Raw genomic sequence first — 21,497 nt, forward strand, 5'->3', positions numbered from 1 at the left:
TGGCTCCTTTAGAGAAACGTCTCAACGGCTTCTCGCATTTTTTTGACATGCAGCCCGTAGACCACCTGAACGTTATTACCTTGTTTGATGATGCCCTTCGCGCCTGTCGCTTTCAGGCGGGGTTCATCAATGACGTCGACATCTTTTACCGTCACCCGCAGACGGGTATAACAGTTGTCGACCACGTCAATATTCTCGCGTCCGCCCAGCCCCAGCACGATGGCTTCGCCCAGCCCGCTGTTATTGCCTTTCGCCTGATACTCCTGCTTGCTGTACAGGCGCGTCTCCTGATCGTCCTCTTCACGCCCTGGCGTTTTCATATCAAAGCGGCGGATCAGGAAGCGGAAAATCACGAAGTAGAGGCAGAACATGATCAGCCCGACCAGGATATACATCGGCCAGTTAGACTTTTCGGTGCCGAGCGGCAGGTTATAGAGAATGAAATCAATGATGCCGTTCGCGCCGATAGCGTGTACGCCCAGCAGATAAAACAGCATCATGCCGATACCGGTAAGCACCGCATGCACCACAAACAGCAGTGGGGCGACGAACAGGAAAGAGAATTCGATGGGTTCGGTGACGCCCACCAGCAGGGAGGTTAACGCCGCCGGAATAAGGATGGCTTTTGCCGCCGCTTTACGCTCCGGCTTCGCGGTCATATACATCGCCAGCGCCGCCGCGGGCAAACCGAACATTTTGCTGATGCCGCGTGCATCCCAGACCACGGTGCTGCTCAGCTGCTTAACATCCGGACAGGCCATCTCCGCAAAGTAGATATTACGCGCGCCCTGATACGTCTGGCCGCACACGTCTGCCGTTCCGCCCAGCTCGGTATACAGGAAAGGGGTATAGACCAGATGATGCAGACCGGTAGGCACCAGAATGCGCTCAAGGAAGCCGTAAATCGCCACGCCAATGGGACCCGCGCCTTTGATCGCCAGCGCCAGCGTGCTGATACCGTGCTGGGCGAAGGGCCAGAGTTCGCTCATGATGACGCCCAGAATCATGGAAACCGGCAGCATAATGATGGCGACGAAGCAGTGACCGGAATAGATCGCCATCGCCCCGGCAAACTGCACCCCGGAGTAGCGGTTATAGAGATAACCCGACAGCGCGCCGGTGAGGATCCCGGCGAACACGCCCATCTCCAGCACCTGCACGCCAAGCACCATACTCTGCCCCGCGGCTTTCATCTGATCCGCAGGAGCCAGCTCGCCCTGCATTTGCAGCGTGACGTTCATGGCGTTGATAAAGACGACAAAGGTAACGAGACCAATCAGCGCCGCATAGCCTTTATCCCGCGCGGCAAGGCCTACCGGAATACCGACGGCGAAGACCAGCGCCAGGTTAACCAGCACCGAAACCGCAGACTTAGCGATGAGCTGTCCGATGTTCTGAATAATCGGATGACCGAGAAAAGGCACATACTCGGCCAGATTCCCGTTACCGAACACATTGCCAAATGCGATAAACAGACCCACAATTGGCAGGATAAGTACCGGACCATAAAGCGATTTACCGAAATTCTGTAGGGCATTAACGGCTCTTTTCATAACGTATTCTCTTATATGAACCGCGCACAACGGTGCGAAGACAGGATAACGGTAGCAGTCGCAAGCGGTGCTTATCCAGCTATCTTATTGTTTTAAAAACAAATGACGCATAACGTAACATGTAACGTTATGACCTGTGATCCACCTTACAATGGTGCATCAACAGGCGCAGGGCAATTTGCGAGGCGTCTTCCAGAGTCAGAATCTGACTTTGTATTTCAGCCGCTCGCGCATAATAATCAGCGTACCGTCGCGTAACGGGCTTTTGGGCAAGGGACACAGGATGAAACCGTTAAAATTAGCGGCGCTGTCAGTGGCATTACTGACAGCGCTCACCGTCGTGGGTTGTGATGACAACGATAAGCCGCAGGCAGCGCCTGTCAAAGCGGCAACCACAGCAGAGGCAAAACCCACCGCAAAACCTGATGCGGCGCAAAGGGAAAAACTGGCGGCGCAGAGCAAAGATAAAGCGCTGACGCTTATCGACGCCTCAGAAGTTCAGCTGGATGGCGCCGCCACCCTGGTGCTGACTTTCTCCATTCCGCTCGATCCGGATCAGGATTTCGCGCAAAACGTGCACCTCGTCGATAAGAAAAACGGCAAGGTCGACGGGGCATGGGAGCTGGCGCCCAACCTGAAAGAGTTGCGTTTACGCCATCTGGAGCCGAACCGCGAACTGGTGGTCTCCGTTGACTCTGGTCTGCTGGCGCTCAACAAAGCCACGTTCGGCGTCAATTACGAAAAAACCCTTACTACCCGCGATATTCAGCCCAGCGTTGGCTTTGCCAGCCGCGGATCGCTGCTGCCCGGAAAAGTCGTCGAAGGGCTGCCGGTGATGGCGCTGAACGTGAATAACGTCGACGTGAATTTTTACCGGGTGAAGCCAGAATCACTGCCCGCCTTCGTCAGCCAGTGGGAGTACCGTAATTCGCTCTCTAACTGGGAATCTGACGAACTGCTGAAAATGGCGGATCTGGTGTATACCGGCCGCTTTGACCTCAATCCGACGCGTAATACCCGTGAAAAACTGCTGCTGCCGCTTGGCGAAATCAAGCCGTTACAGCAGGCAGGTATCTATATCGCGGTGATGAACCAGGCCGGGCATTACACCTACAGTAATGCCGCCACCCTCTTTACGCTGAGCAACATCGGCGTGTCCGCGCACCGTTATCACAACCGGCTGGATGTCTTCACGCAGAGCCTGGAAAACGGCGGGGCGCAACAGGGTATCGAAGTGATGCTGCTCAATGAGAAAGGGCAGACGCTGGCGCAGTCATTAAGCGACGACAAAGGCCACGCGACCCTGGAAACCGACAAAGACGCCGCGCTGCTGCTGGCGCGCAAAGACGGTGAAACCACGCTGCTCGATCTTAAACTTCCGGCGCTGGATCTGGCGGAGTTCGACATCGCAGGCGCGCCTGGCTACAACAAACAGTTCTTTATGTTTGGCCCGCGCGATCTCTATCGCCCCGGCGAAACCGTGATCCTCAATGGCCTGCTGCGTGATACCGACGGTAAACCGCTGGCGGCGCAGCCGGTGAAGCTGGAAGTGGTGAAACCCGACGGCCAGGTGGTGCGCACGCTGGTGAGCCAGCCGCAGGACGGGCTGTATCAGGTGAATTATGCCCTTGATGCAAACGCCCAGACGGGCCTGTGGCACGTGCGCGCCAATACCGGCGACAACCAGTTGATCCAGTGGGATTTCCACGTGGAAGACTTCATGCCGGAGCGCATGGCGCTGGTGCTCGAAGGCAGTAAAACGCCGCTGGCGATGGCGGACAATGTGGACTTTAACGTCACCGGTTACTATCTGTATGGCGCGCCGGCAAACGGCAATACCTTGCAGGGACAGCTGTTCCTGCGTCCATTGCGTGAAGCGGTGAAAGCCCTGCCGGGCTTCCAGTTCGGTAACATCGCGGAAGAAAATCTCTCCCGCAGCCTGGACGAAGTACAGGCCACGCTGGATGAAAAAGGCCACGGCCAGGTAAGCGTGGAAAGCCAGTGGCAGGAAGCGCACTCGCCGTTACAGGTGATTTTGCAGGCCAGCCTGCTGGAATCCGGTGGCCGCCCGGTCACCCGTCGCGTTGAACAGGCTATCTGGCCTGCGCAGGCGCTGCCCGGTATTCGTCCGCAGTTTGCCGCTAAAGCGGTGTATGACTACCGCACCGACACCACGGTCAATCAGCCGATGGTGGATGAAAACAGCAATGCGGCCTTTGATATCGTTTACGTCAACGCGGAGGGCGTAAAACAGCCGGTGTCCGGCCTGCAGGTGCGTCTGATCCGCGAGCGCCGCGACTACTTCTGGAACTGGTCAGAGAGCGAAGGCTGGCTGTCGCAATATGACCAAAAAGATCTGGTCGAAGGCGAGCAGTCGCTGGATCTGCGCGCTGATGAAACGGGCAAAGTAACCTTCCCGGTGGAGTGGGGCTCCTATCGCCTCGAAGTGAAAGCGCCGGATGAAACGGTCAGCAGCGTGCGTTTCTGGGCCGGTTACAGCTGGCAGGATAACAGTGACGGCGCGGGCGCGGCGCGTCCCGATCGCGTCACCATGAAGCTGGATAAACCCGCCTATCAGCCTGGCGACACCATTAAGTTACATATTACGGCACCGGCCGCCGGTAAAGGTTACGCCATGGTCGAATCTGCCGCAGGCCCGCTGTGGTGGCAGGAGATCGACGTGCCTGCTGAAGGGCTGGATCTGGACATTCCGGTGGATAAAGCCTGGAAACGTCACGATCTGTACCTGAGTACGCTGGTGGTGCGTCCGGGGGATAAATCCCGCTCCGCCACGCCGAAACGCGCGGTCGGGCTGCTGCATCTGCCGCTGGGCGATGAAAACCGCCGCCTGAGTATTGCGCTGGATAACCCGCCGAAAATGCGTCCGAATCAGGATCTGACGGTTAAGGTGAAGGCCACGGTAAAAAATGGCGTGGTGCCGAAAAAGGTTAACGTTCTGCTTTCCGCCGTTGACAGCGGGGTGCTGAACATCACCGATTACGTGACGCCGGATCCGTGGAACGCCTTCTTCGGGCAGAAACGCTACGGCGCGGACATCTACGATATTTACGGGCAGGTCATTGAAGGGCAGGGGCGTCTTGCCGCGCTGCGCTTCGGTGGCGACGGCGATGAGCTTAACCGCGGCGGCAAGCCGCCGGTCAACCATGTGACCATAGTCGCGCAACAGGCGCAGCCGGTAACGCTGGATGAAAACGGCGAAGGCACCGTCTCGATGCCGATCGGCGATTTCAACGGTGAACTGCGCCTGATGGCCCAGGCCTGGACCGACGACGATTTCGGCAGCAGTGAAAACAAAATTGTCGTCGCCGCGCCGCTGATTGCGGAACTTAATATGCCGCGCTTTATGGCGAGTGGCGATACCACGCGCCTGACGCTCGATCTCACTAACCTGACCGACAAACCGCAAACGCTGAATGTCTCCCTGAATACCAGCGGGCTGATTAGTCTGGAAGGCGCACAGCCGCAGCCGGTGAAAATCGCCCCGGGCGCACGCTTTACGATGCATATCCCGGTACGTGCGAAAGATGGTTTTGGCGACGGTGAAATCAACGCGCAAATCAGCGGCCTGACGCTGCCGGGTGAAACCTTCCCGGCGCAGCAAAAACAGTGGAAAATTGGTGTGCGTCCGGCGTACCCGGCGCAGACGGTCAATACCGGTATGCTGCTCAATCCGGGAATGAGCTGGACCGCGCCGACGTCAAGTCTCAGCGGATTTGCGCCATCAACCCTGCAGGGCCAGCTGTTGCTCAGCGGTAAGCCGCCGCTGAACCTGGCGCGCTATATTCAGGAACTACGAGCCTATCCTTACGGTTGCCTGGAGCAAACCGCCAGCGGTCTGTTCCCGTCGCTGTATACCAACGCCGCCCAGTTGAAGGCGCTGGGTATTGTGGGCGACAGTGATGAAAAACGCCGCGCGGCGGTGGATATCGGTATTGCCCGTCTGTTGCAGATGCAGCGTGACGACGGCGGTTTTGCCCTGTGGGATAAAAATGGCGCAGAAGAGTTCTGGCTCACCGCCTACGTGACCGACTTCCTGGTCCGTGCCGGACAGCAGGGGTACAGCGTACCGACTGACGCGCTTAACAACGCCAACCCCCGTCTGCTGCGCTACTTGCAGGATCCGGGCGTGATTGCCGTGCGCTACAGCGAAGATAGCGAGGCGAGCAAATTTGCCGTCCAGTCCTATGCCGCTCTGGTGCTGGCGCGTCAGCAAAAAGCCCCGCTCGGCGCACTGCGCGAGATCTGGCAGCATCACGATAAGGCGAATTCCGGCCTGCCGTTAATGCAGCTTGGCGTGGCGCTGAAGCTGATGGGCGACGAAGCCCGCAGCGGTCAGGCGTTGAAACTGGCGCTCAAAACCCCGCGTAAAGGGGGCGATCGCTGGACCGGGGATTACGGCAGCGCGCTGCGTGATAACGCCCTGATGCTGGCGCTGTTGCAGGAAAACAATCTGCTTAACGACGCGCAGAATCAGCTGCTGATGACCCTCTCTGAACAGGCTTACGGCCAGCGCTGGCTCTCCACCCAGGAGAGCAACGCGCTGTTCCTCGCCGGTAAATCCCTACAGGATCTGCCGGGCACCTGGCAGGCGCAAACCTCTCTGGAGGCGGAAGCGCTGCACGGCAATAAATCCCTGACCCGCAATCTGTCGGGGGATCAACTGACCGCGCTGCAGGTGACGAACACTGCCGATACCCCGCTGTGGCTGCGTCTGGACACCACCGGTTATCCGGAATATGCGCCGCAGCCGTCGTCTAATGTGCTGCACATCGAACGCCGCATTTATGGCACCGACGGCCAGGCAACGACGCTCAGCTCGCTGAAGAGCGGCGATCTGGTGCTGGTCGCGCTGGAAGTGAACGCCAGCCAGAACGTACCGGATGCGCTGGTGGTGGATCTGCTGCCTGCCGGTCTGGAACTCGAAAACCAGAACCTGGCCAGCAGCAGCGCCAGCCTTGAAGACAGCGGCGATGAGATCCGCAATCTGCTTAATCAGATGCAGCAGGCGGATATTCAGCATATGGAGTTCCGCGACGATCGCTTTGTCGCTGCCGTGGCGGTGAACGAAGGGCAGCCGGTGACGCTGGTCTATCTGGCGCGCGCGGTGACGCCGGGCACGTATCAGGTGCCGGTGCCGCAGGTGGAATCGATGTATGTGCCGCAGTGGCGGGCGACGGGAGCTGCAAGCGGCCCGCTGATTGTCACGCCATAACGTGAAGCAACATCGTTTATTGCGCTCCCGCTGGCTTTGGCTGCCGGGAGCGCTGTTGATCGTGCTGGCGTTGGTCTGGCTTGCGGATCGGATCTGGCCGCTGCCGCTCACCGAGGTGCACCCGGCGCGCGTGGTGGTCAGCGAAGACGGCACGCCGCTGTGGCGCTTCGCTGATGCCGACGGTATCTGGCGTTATCCGGTAACCATTGAAGAGGTCTCACCGCGTTATCTGGACGCGCTGATCCAGTATGAAGATCGCTGGTTCTGGCAGCATCCGGGCGTTAACCCGCTGTCGGTTCTCCGCGCGGCCTGGCAGGATCTGAGCTCGGGGCGGGTGGTGTCCGGCGGCAGTACGCTGACCATGCAGGTGGCGCGTCTGCTCGATCCCCATTCCCGCACCTTCGCCGGTAAAGCGCGGCAGCTGTGGCGCGCGCTGCAACTGGAGTGGCATCTGTCCAAGCGCGATATTCTTACGCTCTATCTCAATCGCGCCCCCTTCGGCGGCACCTTACAGGGCGTGGGGGCTGCAAGCTGGGCTTATCTGGGTAAACCCCCGTCACAGCTGAGCTATGCGGAAGCCGCGCTGCTCGCAGTACTGCCACAGGCGCCGAGCCGTCTGCGTCCCGACCGCTGGCCGGAGCGCGCCCAGGTGGCGCGGGATAAGGTGCTGGCAAGAATGGCATCGCAGGGTGTGTGGTCGGCACAACAGGTGCGAGAGTCGCGGGAAGAACCGGTGTGGCTGTCACCCCGACAGATGCCGCAGCTCGCCCCGCTGTTCGCCCGTCTCGTCGCCGGGAAAACCCGTAGCGACAAGATTGTTACCACCCTGAACGCCGGGCTGCAACGCCAGCTGGAAGATCTGGCGCTGAACGTAAAAACCCGTCTGCCGCAGCGCAGTTCGCTGGCGATGATCGTCGTCGATCACACTGATATGAAAGTGCGCGGCTGGGTGGGATCGGTGGACATCAACGACGACAGCCGTTTCAGCCACGTGGATATGGTGACCGCCGTGCGATCGCCTGGCTCGGTGCTGAAACCCTTTATCTATGGTCTGGCGATGGACGACGGGCTGATCCATCCGGCTTCTCTGTTACAGGACGTTCCGCGTCTCTCCGGCGACTATCGCCCCGGCAACTTTGACAGCGGTTTTCACGGCCCGGTCAGTATGAGCGAAGCGCTGGTCAGATCGCTGAATCTGCCCGCTGTGCAGGTGCTGGAAGCCTACGGGCCAAAGCGTTTCGCCGGGCGTCTGCGTAACGCGGGATTACCGCTGATTTTACCGGCGGGAGCGGAGCCTAATTTATCGCTGATCCTCGGCGGGGCAGGGGCGCGCCTGGCGGACATTACCGCCGCCTACAGCGCTTTTGCCCGTCAGGGGAAAGCGGGCGCGCTGCGTCTACTGCCGTCCGATCCTCTGGCCGAGCGGCCGCTGCTCTCCCCGGGTTCGGCCTGGATCATTCGCCGCATTCTGGCTTCCCAGGCGCAGCCGCTGCCGGACAACGCCCTGTCGCCGGTGGTGCCGCTGGCCTGGAAAACCGGTACCAGCTACGGCTACCGGGATGCCTGGGCGATTGGCATTAACGCCCGCTATGTGATCGGCATCTGGGTCGGCAGGCCGGACGGTACGCCGGTCGCCGGACAGTTCGGTTTCGCCAGCGCCGTGCCGCTGCTTAACCAGGTACATAATCTGTTGCAGGCGCAGTCGGTGAGCGGCAACGCGCGTCAGCCTGTCGATCCGCGTCCGGCATCGGTGACGCGCGGCGTGATTTGCTGGCCGGGGGGACAGAGTTTGCCGCAGGGCGACAGCAACTGCCGTCGTCGCCTCGCCACCTGGCTGCTCGACGGCAGCGAGCCGCCGACGCTGCTGTTACCGGATCAGGAGAGCGTGAACGGTATTCGTTTTCCCATCTGGCTGAATAAGGCGGGCGAGCGGGTGGCGGCGGACTGCCCGGACGCCACGCAACAGACGCTCATCGTCTGGCCGCGTCCGCTTGAAGCCTGGCTGCCGGCGGGAGAGCGTCGTGCCGCCAGATTGCCGCCCGTTTCGGCGCAATGCCCGCCGCCTGTGCAGAATGCCGCCGCGCCCTTGCTGTTGACCGGCGTACGGGAAGGGGCGTTAATCCGCCGTCTGCCCGGCGAGGCGCAGGTTTCGCTACCGCTGTATGCTCCCGGCGGCGAAGGACGCCGCTGGTGGTTTATTAATGGCGAAGCGTTAAATGAGTCGTCCGCAAGATTAACCCTGCAACTGACGAAGGCGGGCAACTACCAGGTTGTGGTTATGGATATTTCAGGGCAAATGACGGCTGTAAGCTTCGAATTGCGTTAAAAAATCAGAAAAGTAAGTCTTATTTCTCAACTTTAAATAAGAACCATTTAGGTTAAGGGGCTTTTAAACTAATAACTTAGTGGTAGTTGATAAAGGTCAAAAGGCATTCGTTCGAAAAAGATGAAACTTACGTTTTTACGTAATCCCTCTCTTTTTTTACGGATGAAAATGACCAGTTCCAGAAATCCCCGGCCTGAAGAAGGCCTGCTGCCTGTTTCACGGCGCAGTTTCCTTCAGGCCAGCTCCGCGCTGCTAACCCTGCCTTTTTTCTCCACGTCCGGTCACGCCGCGCCAGCAGACGCACAACCGCTGGCGGCGGTTACCGGCGACGAGCGCGTGGTACAGACCTGCAGCACCTTTGACTGCGGCGGTAAATGTGACATCCGCGCCCATGTAAAAGACGGGGTTGTCACCCGTATTTCCACCCGCGCCGATAACGAACTGGATCCGCAGATGCCGGTAATGCGCGCCTGTGTGCGGGGCCGCAGCTACCGCAAATTCGTTTATCATCCGGATCGTCTGAAATATCCGATGAAGCGCACCGGCAAACGCGGCGAAGGCAAGTTTGAGCGCATCTCCTGGGATGAAGCCACCACCCTGATCGCCGAAAAGATGCGGACGATCACCGAAAAATATGGCCCCGCCTCACGCTATGTTCACGTCGGCACTGCTGTTTCTGGCGGGCCTTTTTCCGGTACGGCAATGGTGCAGCGCTTACTGAATCTGACCGGCGGGCATCTGGCCAGCTATCACTCGGTAAGCATGGGCAATACCGCCGCAGCCACGCCCTATACCTACGGCGTGGCGGCCAGCGGCAGTTCGCTGGACACGCTTGTGGATACCAAACTGGTGATCCTCTGGGGTCATAACCCGACGGAAACCATTTTTGGGCACAGCAACCATTACTTCCAGCAGATGAAGCAAAACGGCACCCGTTTTATCGTCGTTGATCCGCGCTATTCAGATACGGTGGCGTCGCTGGCAGACCAGTGGATCCCGCTGTTGCCGACCACCGATAACGCCCTGATGGACGCGATGATGTACGTCATCGTCACCGAATCGCTGCATGACGAGGCCTTTATTCGTCGTTATACGCTGGGCTTTGATGAAGCGTCCATGCCGGAAGGCGCGCCGGAAAACGAATCGCTGGTGGCGTACCTGACTGGCGCGAAAGATGGCGTGCGCAAAACCCCGGAATGGGCGGAGCGCATTACTCATGTTCCGGCGCAAACCATTCGCCAGCTGGCGCGCGACTATGCCACCACTAAACCGGCGGCGCTGATCCAGGGCTGGGGACCGCAGCGTCACAACTGCGGGGAACGCACCGCGCGCGGCTCGACGCTGCTGGCGACCATCACCGGCAACGTCGGCGTAAAAGGCGGCTGGGCGGCGGGCTACGGCGGCTGCGCGAACCGCAAATTCACCGTCGGGCCGGAAATGCCGGACAACCCCGTTAAAGCGCAAATCTCGGTGATGAACTGGGTGCAGGCGGCTGAGGACGCGTCAAAAGTCACGCCGCAGGACGGGCTGAAAAATGCGGAAAAACTCGACAGCAATATTCGTCTGCTGTTCTCGCTGGCCGGAAACTACCTCACCAATCAGAACCCGGATCTGCGCCAGGCCGCCAGAATGCTGGAGGATGAATCTAACATTGAGTTCATCGTCGCAAGCGATCTCTATATGACGCCAAGCGCGAAATACGCCGACCTGTTGCTGCCGGAAACCAGCTTTATGGAACGCTGGAATATCGGCGAAACCTGGGGCACCGCCAGCTATCTGATGCTGTCTGAAAAACTCATCGAGCCGGAATTTGAGCGCCGTTCTGACTATGAATGGCTGCGCGAGGTGGCGGCAAAACTGGGCGTTGAACCGGCGTTCAGCCTGGGGCGCGATGAGAAACAGTGGATCGAGAGTATCTGGGAGCGTACGCGTCAGGCGATGCCGGAAGAACAACTGCCGGATTTCGCTACCCTGCAAAAAACCCGTCAGCACCTGTTCAAAAGCGAGCCTTATGTGGCCTTCGCCGACAATATCCGCGATCCGGATAATCACCCGTTCCCGACGCCGTCCGGCAAAATTGAGATCTTCTCACAGCGGCTTTACGACATGCAGCATCCGGAAATCCCGGCGCTCTCCCACTATGTGCCCGCGCATGAAGGGCCGGACGATCCGCTGGCGGAAAAATACCCGTTACAGCTGATCACCTGGAAAGGGAAAAACCGCGCCAACTCTACTCAGTATGCCAACCCCTGGCTGCAGGAAGTGCAGACGCAAAAACTGTGGATCAACCCGCAGGACGCGCAGGCGCGCGGCATCCGCCAGGGGGATGAGGTACGTATTCATAACGACCGCGGCATCAGCGTTGTACCGGCGGAAGTAACGCCGCGCATCATCCCCGGCGTGGTGGCGATGCAGGCTGGCGCCTGGTGGCAACCCGATGCGCAGGGCATCGATCGCGGCGGCTGCGCCAACGTTCTGAGTTCGGCGCGCATCACGGCGCTGGCGAAAGGGAATTCACATCAAACGATGCTTGTTGAGGTAGTAAAAGCATGAGTCAGTTTACAGACTATCCACCGGTGAGCGACAAGCAGCTGGGATTTTTTATTGATTCCTCACGCTGTTCAGGCTGTAAGGCCTGTCAGGTGGCCTGCAAGGATAAAAACGATCTGGAAGTCGGGCGTCGCTTCCGTCGCGTGTATGAAGTGACCGGCGGCGGCTTTATACCGACCGGGCAGGGCGGGGTGCAGCATAACGTCTTTGCTTACACGCTCTCCATTTCCTGTAATCACTGTGCCGATCCGATCTGCACTAAAAACTGTCCGACCACCGCTATGCATAAACGGCCTGGCGACGGCATCGTGCGGGTGAATACCGATAAGTGCGTGGGCTGCGGCTACTGCGCCTGGTCCTGTCCTTACGGCGCGCCGCAGTTAAATACGCAGACCGGCCAGATGTCAAAATGCGACTTCTGCGTCGATTTGCAGGCTAAAGGCGAACCGCCGGTATGCGTGGCTACCTGTCCACTGGGCGCGATCAAGTTCGGGCCGATTGACGAGCTGCGCGCGGCCTGGGGCAATGTTAACAGCGTGAAAGGGCTGCCGGATGCCGCCATCACGCAGCCGAATCTGGTGATCAAAGCGCATCAGGGCGCAGAAAAAGAGGAGCCGCGCCATGCATGAGTTGCCCTTACTGCTGTTTACGCTACTGCTTCAGGGATCGGTGGGCATCACGCTCTGGCTGGCATTGCTGCCAGCTCGTGGCACCCCGCCGCGCAGCGGGCTGTTGCTGGCCTTCATCATGGCCAGCCTTGGGCTGCTGGCCTCCACGCTGCATATGGGGTATCCGCTTAATGCCCTGAACGCCCTGCGTCATATCGCCAGCTCCTGGTTAAGCCGGGAAATAGTGTTCGCCTCGCTGTATCTCGGTGCGCTCGGGCTGTGCACGCTGCTTGCGCTGTGGCGCAAACCGGGGGGCGGATGGTTGCTGCCGGTGGCGGCGCTGTTCGGCTTGATCGATGTGTTCTGCATGGCGCAGATTTACATTAATACCGCGGTGATCGCCTGGCAGCACCTGAATACGCTGATCCTGTTTGCCGGTACGACGGGCATTGTCGGCTCGGTATATGCCGCGCTGAGCGCTCCGGATATACGCAGAAGGCGTATTACGCTTGCCGTTATGGTCGTGGCGCTGGTGGTACTGATTCGCCTGCTGGCGCAGCCACTGTGGATGGGCGCGCTCTCTGCCAGCCCGCAGATCGTCACCCTGCCGCATAATCCGCTGGCCGCCTTTGAGAAGCTGCGCACGCTCTCTATCCTGAGCTGGGCAGTGTCGGCGGCGGGCATGATTATTTTTGGTCTGGGAGGTATTCGGAAAGCGAAAAAGCTGCTGCTGGCGGGAAGCGGGCTGCTGTTGCTGGCTGAGATCGGCCTGCGCTTTATTTTCTTCAGTATCGGCTGATGGTGCGCTTCAGGCTCACTCAGAAAGCAGCGGCGCCAGCCATCGGCGACCGCTGCGTGCGCCATGCGCTGCGTTTTGCCCGCTGTCAGGCCTGCGTGTCGGCATGCCCCGTGGAGGCGCTGTCGGTGGTGAACGGAAAAGTCACGCTCGCAGAGGATCGCTGTCTGTCCTGCGGCGACTGCCTGTTTGTCTGTCCGACAGAGGCCATCAGCGGTATTACTCCGCCGATCCGCCATTACCGCGGGGATGCGCTGGTCGCGCCCTTGTCCTTACGGGCGGCCAGCACGGAAGAGCTGCTGATCTGGCACCGGCTTTATCAGCTTCGTGCCGTGGCCTGTAATATTGATGCGCAACCCGGCTGGGCGCTGGCGGTGGCGCGGCTCAACCTGACGTTGCGCCGCTATCAGGAGCCGGAATGGCGGATTATTCCGCCAGCGGATGCCGGAATCGATAGCTCGCGCCGTTCATTGCTGCGCGCTCAGGCTATTGAAACCCGCAGCGCCCGTGTACCGACGGGAAGGCGCGTGTTGCGCCAGCTGTATCCGCAGGTAAGCGGCTGGCTGCCGGACATAGATCGGCAGCGCTGCCAGTTATGTGGGGCCTGCTGGCGGATCTGTCCTGAACAGGCGCTGCGCGCAGAAGGCGGGCGTTTTATCATCGAATCAGCGCGCTGTACCGGCTGTGGAAACTGTCAGGCGGTGTGCCATCATCAGGCGGTGATCCTGAATGCCGGGCCGCGGGAGGATCCCGTCAGGCAACTGCCGCTGGCATCTGCCCGTTGCGCCTCCTGCCAGCAGCCGTTTCTGACGTGGCAGCAGGGCAGTACGCACTGTCCGACCTGCCAGCGGCATCAGCACGGTATGCGGGCGCTTTGTTGCTAATACTCATCTTATTTTAAAAAAATGTTACCTTCGTCCATAGGCAATAGTGCGGTTGCTCTCTATAATTCGCGCCGGGTCATACGCATGTATGCACAACAACAAAACATAACACTGAGGTAATCATGGCTATTGAACGTACTTTTTCCATCATTAAACCTAACGCGGTGGCAAAAAACGTTATTGGAAGCATCTTTGCGCGCTTTGAAACGGCAGGTCTGAAAATTGTCGGTACCAAAATGCTGCATCTGTCCTCTGAAAAAGCCGGCGGTTTCTATGCTGAGCATCAGGGCAAACCTTTCTTTGACGGTCTGGTTGAGTTTATGACCTCCGGCCCGATCGTGGTTACCGTGCTGGAAGGCGAAGACGCAGTACGTCGTCACCGTGAAATCCTTGGCGCAACTAACCCGGCGAACGCGCTGGCAGGTACTCTGCGCGCGGATTACGCTGACAGCCTGACCGAAAACGGTACCCACGGTTCCGATTCCGTTGAATCAGCTGAGCGTGAAATCGCTTACTTCTTCGCTGAAGGCGAAGTTTGCCCGCGTACCCGCTAACTATTTATTTAGTAAATGTCACGCGCGGTCGTGGCATCTGCGCAACATAATTTGTACAATGCAACGCCCCAGGATGAGCACAGGCTTACCGGGGCGTTTCTTTTTAACCCTCCACGGGCCATAACGTGTAATAACGAGGCCGGAATAAAATATGTCTGAACAAACTGTTACGCCTGAAACCGTTATCTCAACGGTACCGAATAAAGACGCCAAAATTAACCTGCTGGATTTAAACCGTCAGCAGATGCGTGAATTTTTCAAAAATATGGGCGAAAAACCCTTCCGCGCCGATCAGGTGATGAAGTGGATGTACCATTATTGCAGCGACAACTTTGACGAGATGACTGACATCAACAAAGTGTTGCGCACCCGCCTGAAAGAAGTGGCGGAGATCCGCGCCCCGGAAGTGGTGGAAGAACAACGCTCCGCTGACGGCACCATCAAATGGGCAATTGCCGTAGGCGATCAGCGCGTGGAAACCGTCTATATCCCGGAAGACGATCGCGCGACGCTGTGCGTGTCGTCCCAGGTCGGCTGTGCGCTGGAGTGTAAATTCTGCTCCACGGCGCAGCAGGGCTTTAACCGCAACCTGCGGGTTTCCGAAATCATCGGCCAGGTCTGGCGCGCAGCGAAAATCGTCGGCGCGGCAAAAGTCACCGGCACGCGTCCGATCACCAACGTGGTGATGATGGGCATGGGTGAACCCCTGCTTAACCTGACCAATGTGGTTCCGGCGATGGAAATCATGCTCGATGACTTCGGCTTTGGCCTGTCCAAACGTCGCGTGACGCTCTCCACTTCTGGCGTTGTGCCAGCGCTGGATAAGCTGGGCGATATGATTGACGTGGCGCTGGCGATCTCCCTGCACGCCCCGACGGATGAAATCCGTGACGAGATCGTGCCGATCAACAAAAAGTACAACATCGAAACCTTCCTTGCTGCCGTGCGTCGCTACCTTGAGAAGTCCAACGCCAATCAGGGCCGTGTGACCATTGAGTATGTGATGCTGGATCATGTGAACGATGGCACCGAACATGCGCATCAGTTAGCGGAATTGCTGAAAGATACGCCATGCAAGATCAACCTGATCCCATGGAACCCGTTCCCCGGCGCGCCTTATGGCCGCAGCTCGAACAGCCGTATCGATCGCTTCTCGAAAGTGCTGATGGAATATGGATTTACCACAATCGTGCGTAAAACCCGTGGCGACGATATTGACGCCGCCTGTGGTCAGCTGGCAGGCGATGTGATCGACCGTACCAAGCGTACGTTGCGTAAACGTATGCAGGGCGAAAGCATTGCGGTGAAAACCGTCTGACAACGATGCCTTAGCGGTACACTCTCTGCACCGCTAAGCATAAGTATGTGGAATATACCGCCCAAATATACTCGTATAGTCAATAATTACGGTGCGTTTCAGCCGTGTTTAGGGCAGTATGTAATGATGGAACAACAGTTTAGCCTGTTACAGGAAAGCTTAACTGTTAACGCCTGGCAGACCGTCTTATACTGTCTTGCTCAGGTTAATTGACCAGAAGTTTCGCGGCGCGGGCGGGCATTCTGACCCGCCAGCGCCTCAATTTACATTTCACGTACCAGCAGTTGTAGCGAATGAATACTGAAGCCACTCACGATCAAAATGAAACACAATCCACTGGCGTTCGTCTGCGCAGCGCCCGTGAACAACTCGGACTCAGCCAGCAAGCGGTCGCTGAACGCCTGTGCCTCAAGGTTTCCACCGTTCGCGATATTGAAGACGACAAAGCGCCTGCTGATTTAGCCTCGACGTTTTTACGTGGATATATCCGCTCCTATGCCCGTCTGGTGCACATCCCGGAAGAAGAACTGCTGCCGATGATGGAGAAGCAGGCACCGGTACGCGCGGCGAAAGTTGCGCCGATGCAGACCTTTTCGCTGGGTAAACGTCGCAAAAAACGCGACGGCTGGTTAACGAGCATCACCTGGCTGGTGCTTTTTGTCGTCCTCGGCCTGACCGGTGCCTGGTGGTGGCAGAATCACAAAGCCCAGCAGGAAGAAATCACCACTATGGCCGATCAGTCCACTGCGGAACTGAACGCCAGCAACCCGGACGCCCAGGCGATCCCGCTGAATAATGAAGCTGCCACGCCGTCTGCGGAATCCGAAACTACGGGCACCGCACCGGCAGACGCCGCGCCGCAGACCGCGGAAACCCCAGCGCCGACAGCCCCGACCACCACCGCGCAGAATGCGGTAGTGTCGCCTTCCCAGGCGAACGTCGATCCGGCGGCGACCCAGCCGCAGACCCCTGCGGCAACGGCGCTGCCGACCGATCAGGCGGCCGTTAACGCGACCGCGCCTGCCGACGCCAACGCGCTGGCGATGACCTTCACCGCCGATTGCTGGCTGGAAGTGAGCGATGCGACCGGTAAAAAACTCTTCAGCGGTATTCAGCGTAGCGGTGCTACTCTGAATCTTGCAGGCCAGACGCCTTATAAGCTCAAAATTGGCGCGCCGGCAGCGGTACAAATTCAGTTCCAGGGTAAACCTGTCGATCTGAGCCGATTTATCAGAACTAATCAGGTTGCGCGACTGACCCTCGATGCCGGACAATCAGCAGCACAGTAACAGTCGGGCAACGCGGGAGATTTTTCATGCATAACCAGGCCCCTATTCAACGTAGAAAATCAAAGCGGATTTACGTTGGTAATGTGCCCATTGGCGATGGTGCGCCTATCGCCGTACAGTCGATGACCAATACCCGTACCACGGATGTGGAAGCGACCGTAAAGCAAATTCAGGCGCTGGAGCGGGTAGGCGCGGATATCGTTCGCGTCTCCGTGCCGACCATGGATGCGGCAGAAGCGTTCAAACTCATCAAGCAACAGGTCAATGTGCCGCTGGTGGCGGACATCCACTTCGACTACCGTATCGCGCTGAAAGTAGCGGAATATGGCGTCGACTGTCTGCGTATCAATCCGGGTAATATCGGCAGCGAAGAACGTATCCGTGCGGTCGTCGATTGCGCGCGCGACAAAAATATTCCTATCCGTATCGGCGTCAATGCCGGTTCGCTCGAAAAAGATTTGCAGGAAAAATACGGTGAGCCGACGCCGCAGGCGCTGCTGGAATCCGCCATGCGTCATGTGGAACACCTCAATCGCCTGAACTTTGATCAGTTCAAAGTCAGTGTGAAAGCCTCCGACGTTTTCCTCGCCGTAGAATCCTATCGCCTGCTGGCCAAAGAAATCGAACAGCCTTTGCATCTTGGCATCACCGAAGCCGGTGGCGCGCGTGCGGGCGCGGTAAAATCAGCGATTGGCCTCGGGCTGCTGCTCTCTGAAGGTATCGGCGATACGCTGCGTATTTCGCTGGCGGCGGATCCGGTGGAAGAGATCAAAGTGGGCTTTGATATTCTGAAATCCCTGCGCATCCGTTCCCGCGGCATTAACTTTATCGCCTGTCCGACCTGTTCCCGTCAGGAATTCGACGTGATCGGCACGGTGAATGCGCTGGAGCAGCGTCTGGAAGATATTCTCACGCCTATGGATGTCTCCATTATCGGCTGCGTGGTGAATGGTCCTGGCGAAGCGCTGGTGTCCACCCTTGGCGTCACCGGCGGTAATAAGAAAAGCGGTCTCTACGAAGACGGCGTGCGCCGGGATCGTCTCGACAACCACGATATGATCGCCCAGCTGGAAGCGCGCATTCGCGCTAAAGCCTCCATGATGGATGAAGCGCGCCGGATTGATGTCCGGGAGCTTGAAAAATAACGCGGCTGGGAAGCGGCTTGCTTCCCGTGTATGATTGAACCCGCAGCGCGCCCGCAAGGTTCGGGTAAGCGCTGAGGGTTCATTTTTATATCTATAAAGAGAATAAACGTGGCAAAGAATATTCAAGCCATTCGCGGCATGAACGACTACCTGCCTGGCGAAACTGCCCTCTGGCAGCGCATTGAAGGCACCTTAAAAAGCGTGCTCGGCAGCTACGGTTACAGTGAAATCCGCTTGCCGATTGTAGAGCAGACCCCGTTATTCAAGCGCGCGATCGGTGAAGTCACCGACGTGGTTGAAAAAGAGATGTACACCTTCGATGACCGCAACGGCGACAGCCTGACGCTGCGTCCGGAAGGAACGGCGGGCTGCGTGCGTGCCGGCATCGAACATGGTCTTCTGTACAATCAGGAACAGCGCCTGTGGTACGTGGGGCCGATGTTCCGTTACGAGCGTCCGCAGAAAGGGCGCTATCGTCAGTTCCATCAGCTGGGCTGCGAAGTCTTTGGTCTGCAGGGGCCGGACATCGACGCCGAGCTGATTATGCTCACCGCCCGCTGGTGGCGCGCGCTGGGTATTGCCGATCAGGTTCGCCTTGAGCTGAACTCCATCGGCTCGCTGGAAGCGCGCGCGAATTACCGCGATGCGCTGGTGGCCTTCCTGGAACAGCATCAGGACAAGTTAGACGAAGACTGCAAGCGTCGCATGTATAGCAACCCGTTGCGCGTGCTGGATTCCAAAAATCCTGACGTACAGGCGCTGCTGAACAACGCCCCGGCGCTGGGCGATTATCTCGACGAGGATTCCCGCGAGCACTTCGCCGGTTTGTGCGCGCTGCTGGATAAGGCGGGTATCGCCTATACCGTTAACCAGCGTCTGGTACGCGGTCTGGATTACTACAACCGCACCGTATTTGAGTGGGTGACCAACAGCCTGGGCGCGCAGGGCACCGTGTGCGCTGGCGGCCGTTACGATGGTCTGGTTGAACAGCTGGGCGGTCGTGCTACCCCGGCAGTCGGTTTCGCCATGGGCCTTGAGCGACTTGTTTTGCTGGTTCAGGCCGTTAATCCGGAATTTAAAGCCGATCCTGTTGTCGATATATACCTGGTTGCATCCGGTACCGATACGCAGTCTGCTGCTATGCAGTTTGCTGAAAAGTTACGTGATGCGATGCCAGGCGTTAAGCTGATGACCAACCACGGCGGCGGCAACTTCAAGAAGCAGTTTGCCCGCGCTGACAAGTGGGGCGCTCGCGTCGCGCTGGTACTGGGTGAATCGGAAGTCGCTGACGGCAACGTGGTGGTGAAGGATCTGCGCTCTGGTGAGCAAATTACGGTGACGCAGGATGGCGTTGCGGCGCATCTGCGCACACTACTGGGCTAATCTTCCCCGGTGAATTATCGTTAAGGAGAGGGACTGCGTGGAAATCTACGAGAACGAAAACGAACAGGTTGATGCGTTAAAACGCTTCTTTGCCGAAAACGGCAAAGCGCTGGCCGTTGGGGTTATTTTGGGTATTGGCGCGCTGGTAGGCTGGCGCTACTGGGCGGGCCATCAGGACGAGTCAGTCAGAGCGGTTTCGCTCAACTATGAAAACGCCGTGTCTGCGCTCAGCGCGGATAAACCGGAAACCTTATCCGCAGCAGAAAAATTTGCCGCTGACAACAAAAACACCTACGGCGCATTCGCGTCGCTGGAACTGGCTCAACAGTATGTTGATAAAAACGACCTCAACAAAGCGGTTGCCCAGTTACAGCAGGGTCTTGCCGCGGCCAGCGATGAAAATCTGAAGGCCGTGATCAATGTACGTCTGGCCCGCGTCCAGGTACAGCTGAAGCAGCCCGATGCCGCGCTGAAAACTCTTGAGTCGATCAAAGGCGAAGGCTGGACGGCGATTGTTGCTGATTTACGCGGTGAAGCATTGCTGAGTAAAGGCGATAAACAAGGTGCTCGCACCGCATGGGAGAGTGGCGCTCAAAGCAACGCTTCACCGGCGCTGAGCGAAATGATGCAGATGAAAATCAATAATTTGTCCATCTAAGAGGGACCCGATGCAATTGCGTAAATTACTTCTGCCAGGGCTGCTTTCTGTCACCTTGTTGAGTGGCTGTTCTCTGTTTAGCGGCGAAGAAGATGTCGTCAAAATGTCCCCGCTGCCGGTGGTTGAAAACCAGTTCACGCCGTCCACCGCGTGGAGCACCTCTGTCGGTGACGGCATTGGCGATTTCTACTCGAATCTGCACCCGGCGTATGCCGATAACGTTGTTTATGCCGCCGATCGTCATGGCACGGTGAAAGCGGTGAATGCTGCCGACGGCAAAGAGATCTGGTCGGTGTCGCTGGCGCAAAAAAGCGGCTTCTTCTCTACCAGCCCGGCGCTGCTGTCCGGCGGCGTGACTGTGGCTGGCGGCCATGTCTATATCGGTAGCGAAAAAGCGCAGGTTTATGCGCTGAACGCCGCGGATGGATCTACAGCCTGGCAGACGAAAGTCGCGGGCGAAGCGCTCTCCCGTCCTGTCGTCAGCGATGGCGTGGTGCTGATCCACACCAGCAACGGCCAGTTGCAGGCGCTGAACGAAGCGGACGGCGCGGTGAAATGGACCGTTAACCTCGATATGCCTGCGCTCTCCCTGCGCGGCGAATCTGCCCCGGCGACAGCCTATGGCGCCGCTATTGTCGGCGGTGATAACGGCCGCGTCAGCGCGGTGATCATGGATAAAGGCCAGATTATCTGGCAGCAGCGTATTTCCCAGGCCACGGGTGCGACCGAAATCGATCGTCTGAGCGATGTGGATACCACGCCGATTGTCATCAATGGCGTGGTGTACGCGCTGGCTTATAATGGCAACCTGACGGCGCTGGATCTGCGCAGCGGTCAGATCATGTGGAAACGCGAGCTTGGCTCGGTGAATGATTTCATCATCGACGGCGATCGTATCTACCTGGTGGATCAGAATGACCGTGTGCTGGCGCTGACCACCGAGGGTGGCGTCACACTCTGGACGCAAAGCGATCTGCTGCACCGTAACCTGACCACGCCGGCGTTGTATAATGGTTCTTTAGTAGTCGGTGACAGCGAAGGTTATCTGCACTGGATCAATACCGCGGATGGTCGTTTTGTGGCGCAGCAGAAGGTGGACAGCTCCGGCTTCCTGACCGAACCTGTGGTTGCTGAAGGTAAACTGCTGATTCAGGCGAAAGACGGCACGCTGTACGCGATTACGCGTTAATCACAGCGGCT

The 21,497-nt window shown here is 58.3% G+C and carries 14 protein-coding genes; 13 read left to right on the top strand and 1 reads right to left on the bottom strand.

Annotated features, from left to right (window positions below; translation table 11 throughout):
* Positions 1-8: 8 nt before the first annotated feature.
* Positions 9-1,553, bottom strand: a complete 1,545-nt coding sequence (locus ACQUTD_RS15030) for a PTS transporter subunit EIIC (protein WP_072569339.1) — start codon at positions 1,551-1,553, stop codon at positions 9-11.
* A gap of 283 nt (positions 1,554-1,836) precedes the next feature.
* On the opposite strand from ACQUTD_RS15030, the gene ACQUTD_RS15035 reads away from it, so the two are divergent.
* From ACQUTD_RS15035 to bamB, 13 genes are all read left to right on the top strand, one after another.
* Entirely contained in the window at positions 1,837-6,786 is a 4,950-nt protein-coding gene (locus ACQUTD_RS15035) for an alpha-2-macroglobulin family protein (RefSeq protein WP_473277293.1), read from the top strand.
* Between the two features lies 1 nt (position 6,787).
* The gene (pbpC, locus tag ACQUTD_RS15040; RefSeq protein ID WP_473277294.1) at positions 6,788-9,112 is read left to right on the top strand and encodes a peptidoglycan glycosyltransferase PbpC; all 2,325 of its coding nucleotides are present in this window, start codon (positions 6,788-6,790) and stop codon (positions 9,110-9,112) included.
* A 168-nt stretch (positions 9,113-9,280) separates the two neighbouring features.
* The gene (locus ACQUTD_RS15045) at positions 9,281-11,665 is read left to right on the top strand and encodes a DMSO/selenate family reductase complex A subunit (RefSeq protein WP_473277295.1); all 2,385 of its coding nucleotides are present in this window, start codon (positions 9,281-9,283) and stop codon (positions 11,663-11,665) included.
* Positions 11,662-12,291, top strand: coding sequence for a DMSO/selenate family reductase complex B subunit (locus tag ACQUTD_RS15050; protein ID WP_473277296.1), 630 nt, complete (start codon positions 11,662-11,664; stop codon positions 12,289-12,291). Before ACQUTD_RS15045 ends, ACQUTD_RS15050 begins: the two co-directional genes overlap by 4 nt.
* Positions 12,284-13,069 carry a DmsC/YnfH family molybdoenzyme membrane anchor subunit gene (locus ACQUTD_RS15055; protein WP_473385693.1) on the top strand — a complete coding sequence of 262 codons (786 nt, stop codon included), beginning with the start codon at positions 12,284-12,286 and terminating at the stop codon, positions 13,067-13,069. The genes ACQUTD_RS15050 and ACQUTD_RS15055 overlap by 8 nt, the downstream gene beginning before the upstream one ends.
* A complete protein-coding gene (locus ACQUTD_RS15060) occupies positions 13,069-13,950 on the top strand; it encodes a 4Fe-4S binding protein (RefSeq protein WP_473277298.1) in 882 nt (293 codons plus the stop codon). Before ACQUTD_RS15055 ends, ACQUTD_RS15060 begins: the two co-directional genes overlap by 1 nt.
* Before the next feature lie 122 nt (positions 13,951-14,072).
* Positions 14,073-14,504, top strand: a complete 432-nt coding sequence (gene ndk, locus ACQUTD_RS15065) for a nucleoside-diphosphate kinase (RefSeq protein WP_072569332.1) — start codon at positions 14,073-14,075, stop codon at positions 14,502-14,504.
* A gap of 151 nt (positions 14,505-14,655) precedes the next feature.
* Positions 14,656-15,822: a dual-specificity RNA methyltransferase RlmN gene (gene rlmN / locus ACQUTD_RS15070; protein WP_318374395.1), complete on the top strand. Its 1,167-nt coding sequence runs from the start codon at positions 14,656-14,658 to the stop codon at positions 15,820-15,822.
* Between the two features lie 293 nt (positions 15,823-16,115).
* Positions 16,116-17,111 (top strand): cytoskeleton protein RodZ, encoded by a 996-nt coding sequence (rodZ, locus tag ACQUTD_RS15075; protein WP_072569330.1) that lies wholly within the window; start codon positions 16,116-16,118, stop codon positions 17,109-17,111.
* Positions 17,112-17,137: 26 nt separating this feature from the next.
* Complete coding sequence (gene ispG, locus ACQUTD_RS15080; RefSeq protein ID WP_318362725.1) at positions 17,138-18,256, top strand: flavodoxin-dependent (E)-4-hydroxy-3-methylbut-2-enyl-diphosphate synthase; 1,119 nt, start codon at positions 17,138-17,140, stop codon at positions 18,254-18,256.
* Between the two features lie 108 nt (positions 18,257-18,364).
* A complete protein-coding gene (gene hisS / locus ACQUTD_RS15085; protein ID WP_473277299.1) occupies positions 18,365-19,639 on the top strand; it encodes a histidine--tRNA ligase in 1,275 nt (424 codons plus the stop codon).
* 37 nt (positions 19,640-19,676) lie between these two features.
* Positions 19,677-20,297: a YfgM family protein gene (locus ACQUTD_RS15090; RefSeq protein WP_072569327.1), complete on the top strand. Its 621-nt coding sequence runs from the start codon at positions 19,677-19,679 to the stop codon at positions 20,295-20,297.
* 10 nt (positions 20,298-20,307) lie between these two features.
* Positions 20,308-21,486: an outer membrane protein assembly factor BamB gene (gene bamB, locus ACQUTD_RS15095; protein ID WP_072569326.1), complete on the top strand. Its 1,179-nt coding sequence runs from the start codon at positions 20,308-20,310 to the stop codon at positions 21,484-21,486.
* Positions 21,487-21,497: the final 11 nt, after the last annotated feature.

The organism is Enterobacter sp. K510 (genome assembly GCF_055804875.1).

Excerpts from the sequence above, each read along its gene's own strand:
- ACQUTD_RS15030 (WP_072569339.1), bottom strand. The coding sequence starts at position 1,553 with ATGAAAAGAGCCGTTAATGCCCTACAGAATTTCGGTAAATCGCTTTAT.
- ACQUTD_RS15035 (WP_473277293.1), top strand. The coding sequence starts at position 1,837 with ATGAAACCGTTAAAATTAGCGGCGCTGTCAGTGGCATTACTGACAGCG.
- ACQUTD_RS15045 (WP_473277295.1), top strand. The coding sequence starts at position 9,281 with ATGACCAGTTCCAGAAATCCCCGGCCTGAAGAAGGCCTGCTGCCTGTT.
- ACQUTD_RS15050 (WP_473277296.1), top strand. The coding sequence starts at position 11,662 with ATGAGTCAGTTTACAGACTATCCACCGGTGAGCGACAAGCAGCTGGGA.
- ACQUTD_RS15055 (WP_473385693.1), top strand. The coding sequence starts at position 12,284 with ATGCATGAGTTGCCCTTACTGCTGTTTACGCTACTGCTTCAGGGATCG.
- ACQUTD_RS15060 (WP_473277298.1), top strand. The coding sequence starts at position 13,069 with ATGGTGCGCTTCAGGCTCACTCAGAAAGCAGCGGCGCCAGCCATCGGC.
- ndk (WP_072569332.1), top strand. The coding sequence starts at position 14,073 with ATGGCTATTGAACGTACTTTTTCCATCATTAAACCTAACGCGGTGGCA.
- rlmN (WP_318374395.1), top strand. The coding sequence starts at position 14,656 with ATGTCTGAACAAACTGTTACGCCTGAAACCGTTATCTCAACGGTACCG.
- rodZ (WP_072569330.1), top strand. The coding sequence starts at position 16,116 with ATGAATACTGAAGCCACTCACGATCAAAATGAAACACAATCCACTGGC.
- ispG (WP_318362725.1), top strand. The coding sequence starts at position 17,138 with ATGCATAACCAGGCCCCTATTCAACGTAGAAAATCAAAGCGGATTTAC.
- bamB (WP_072569326.1), top strand. The coding sequence starts at position 20,308 with ATGCAATTGCGTAAATTACTTCTGCCAGGGCTGCTTTCTGTCACCTTG.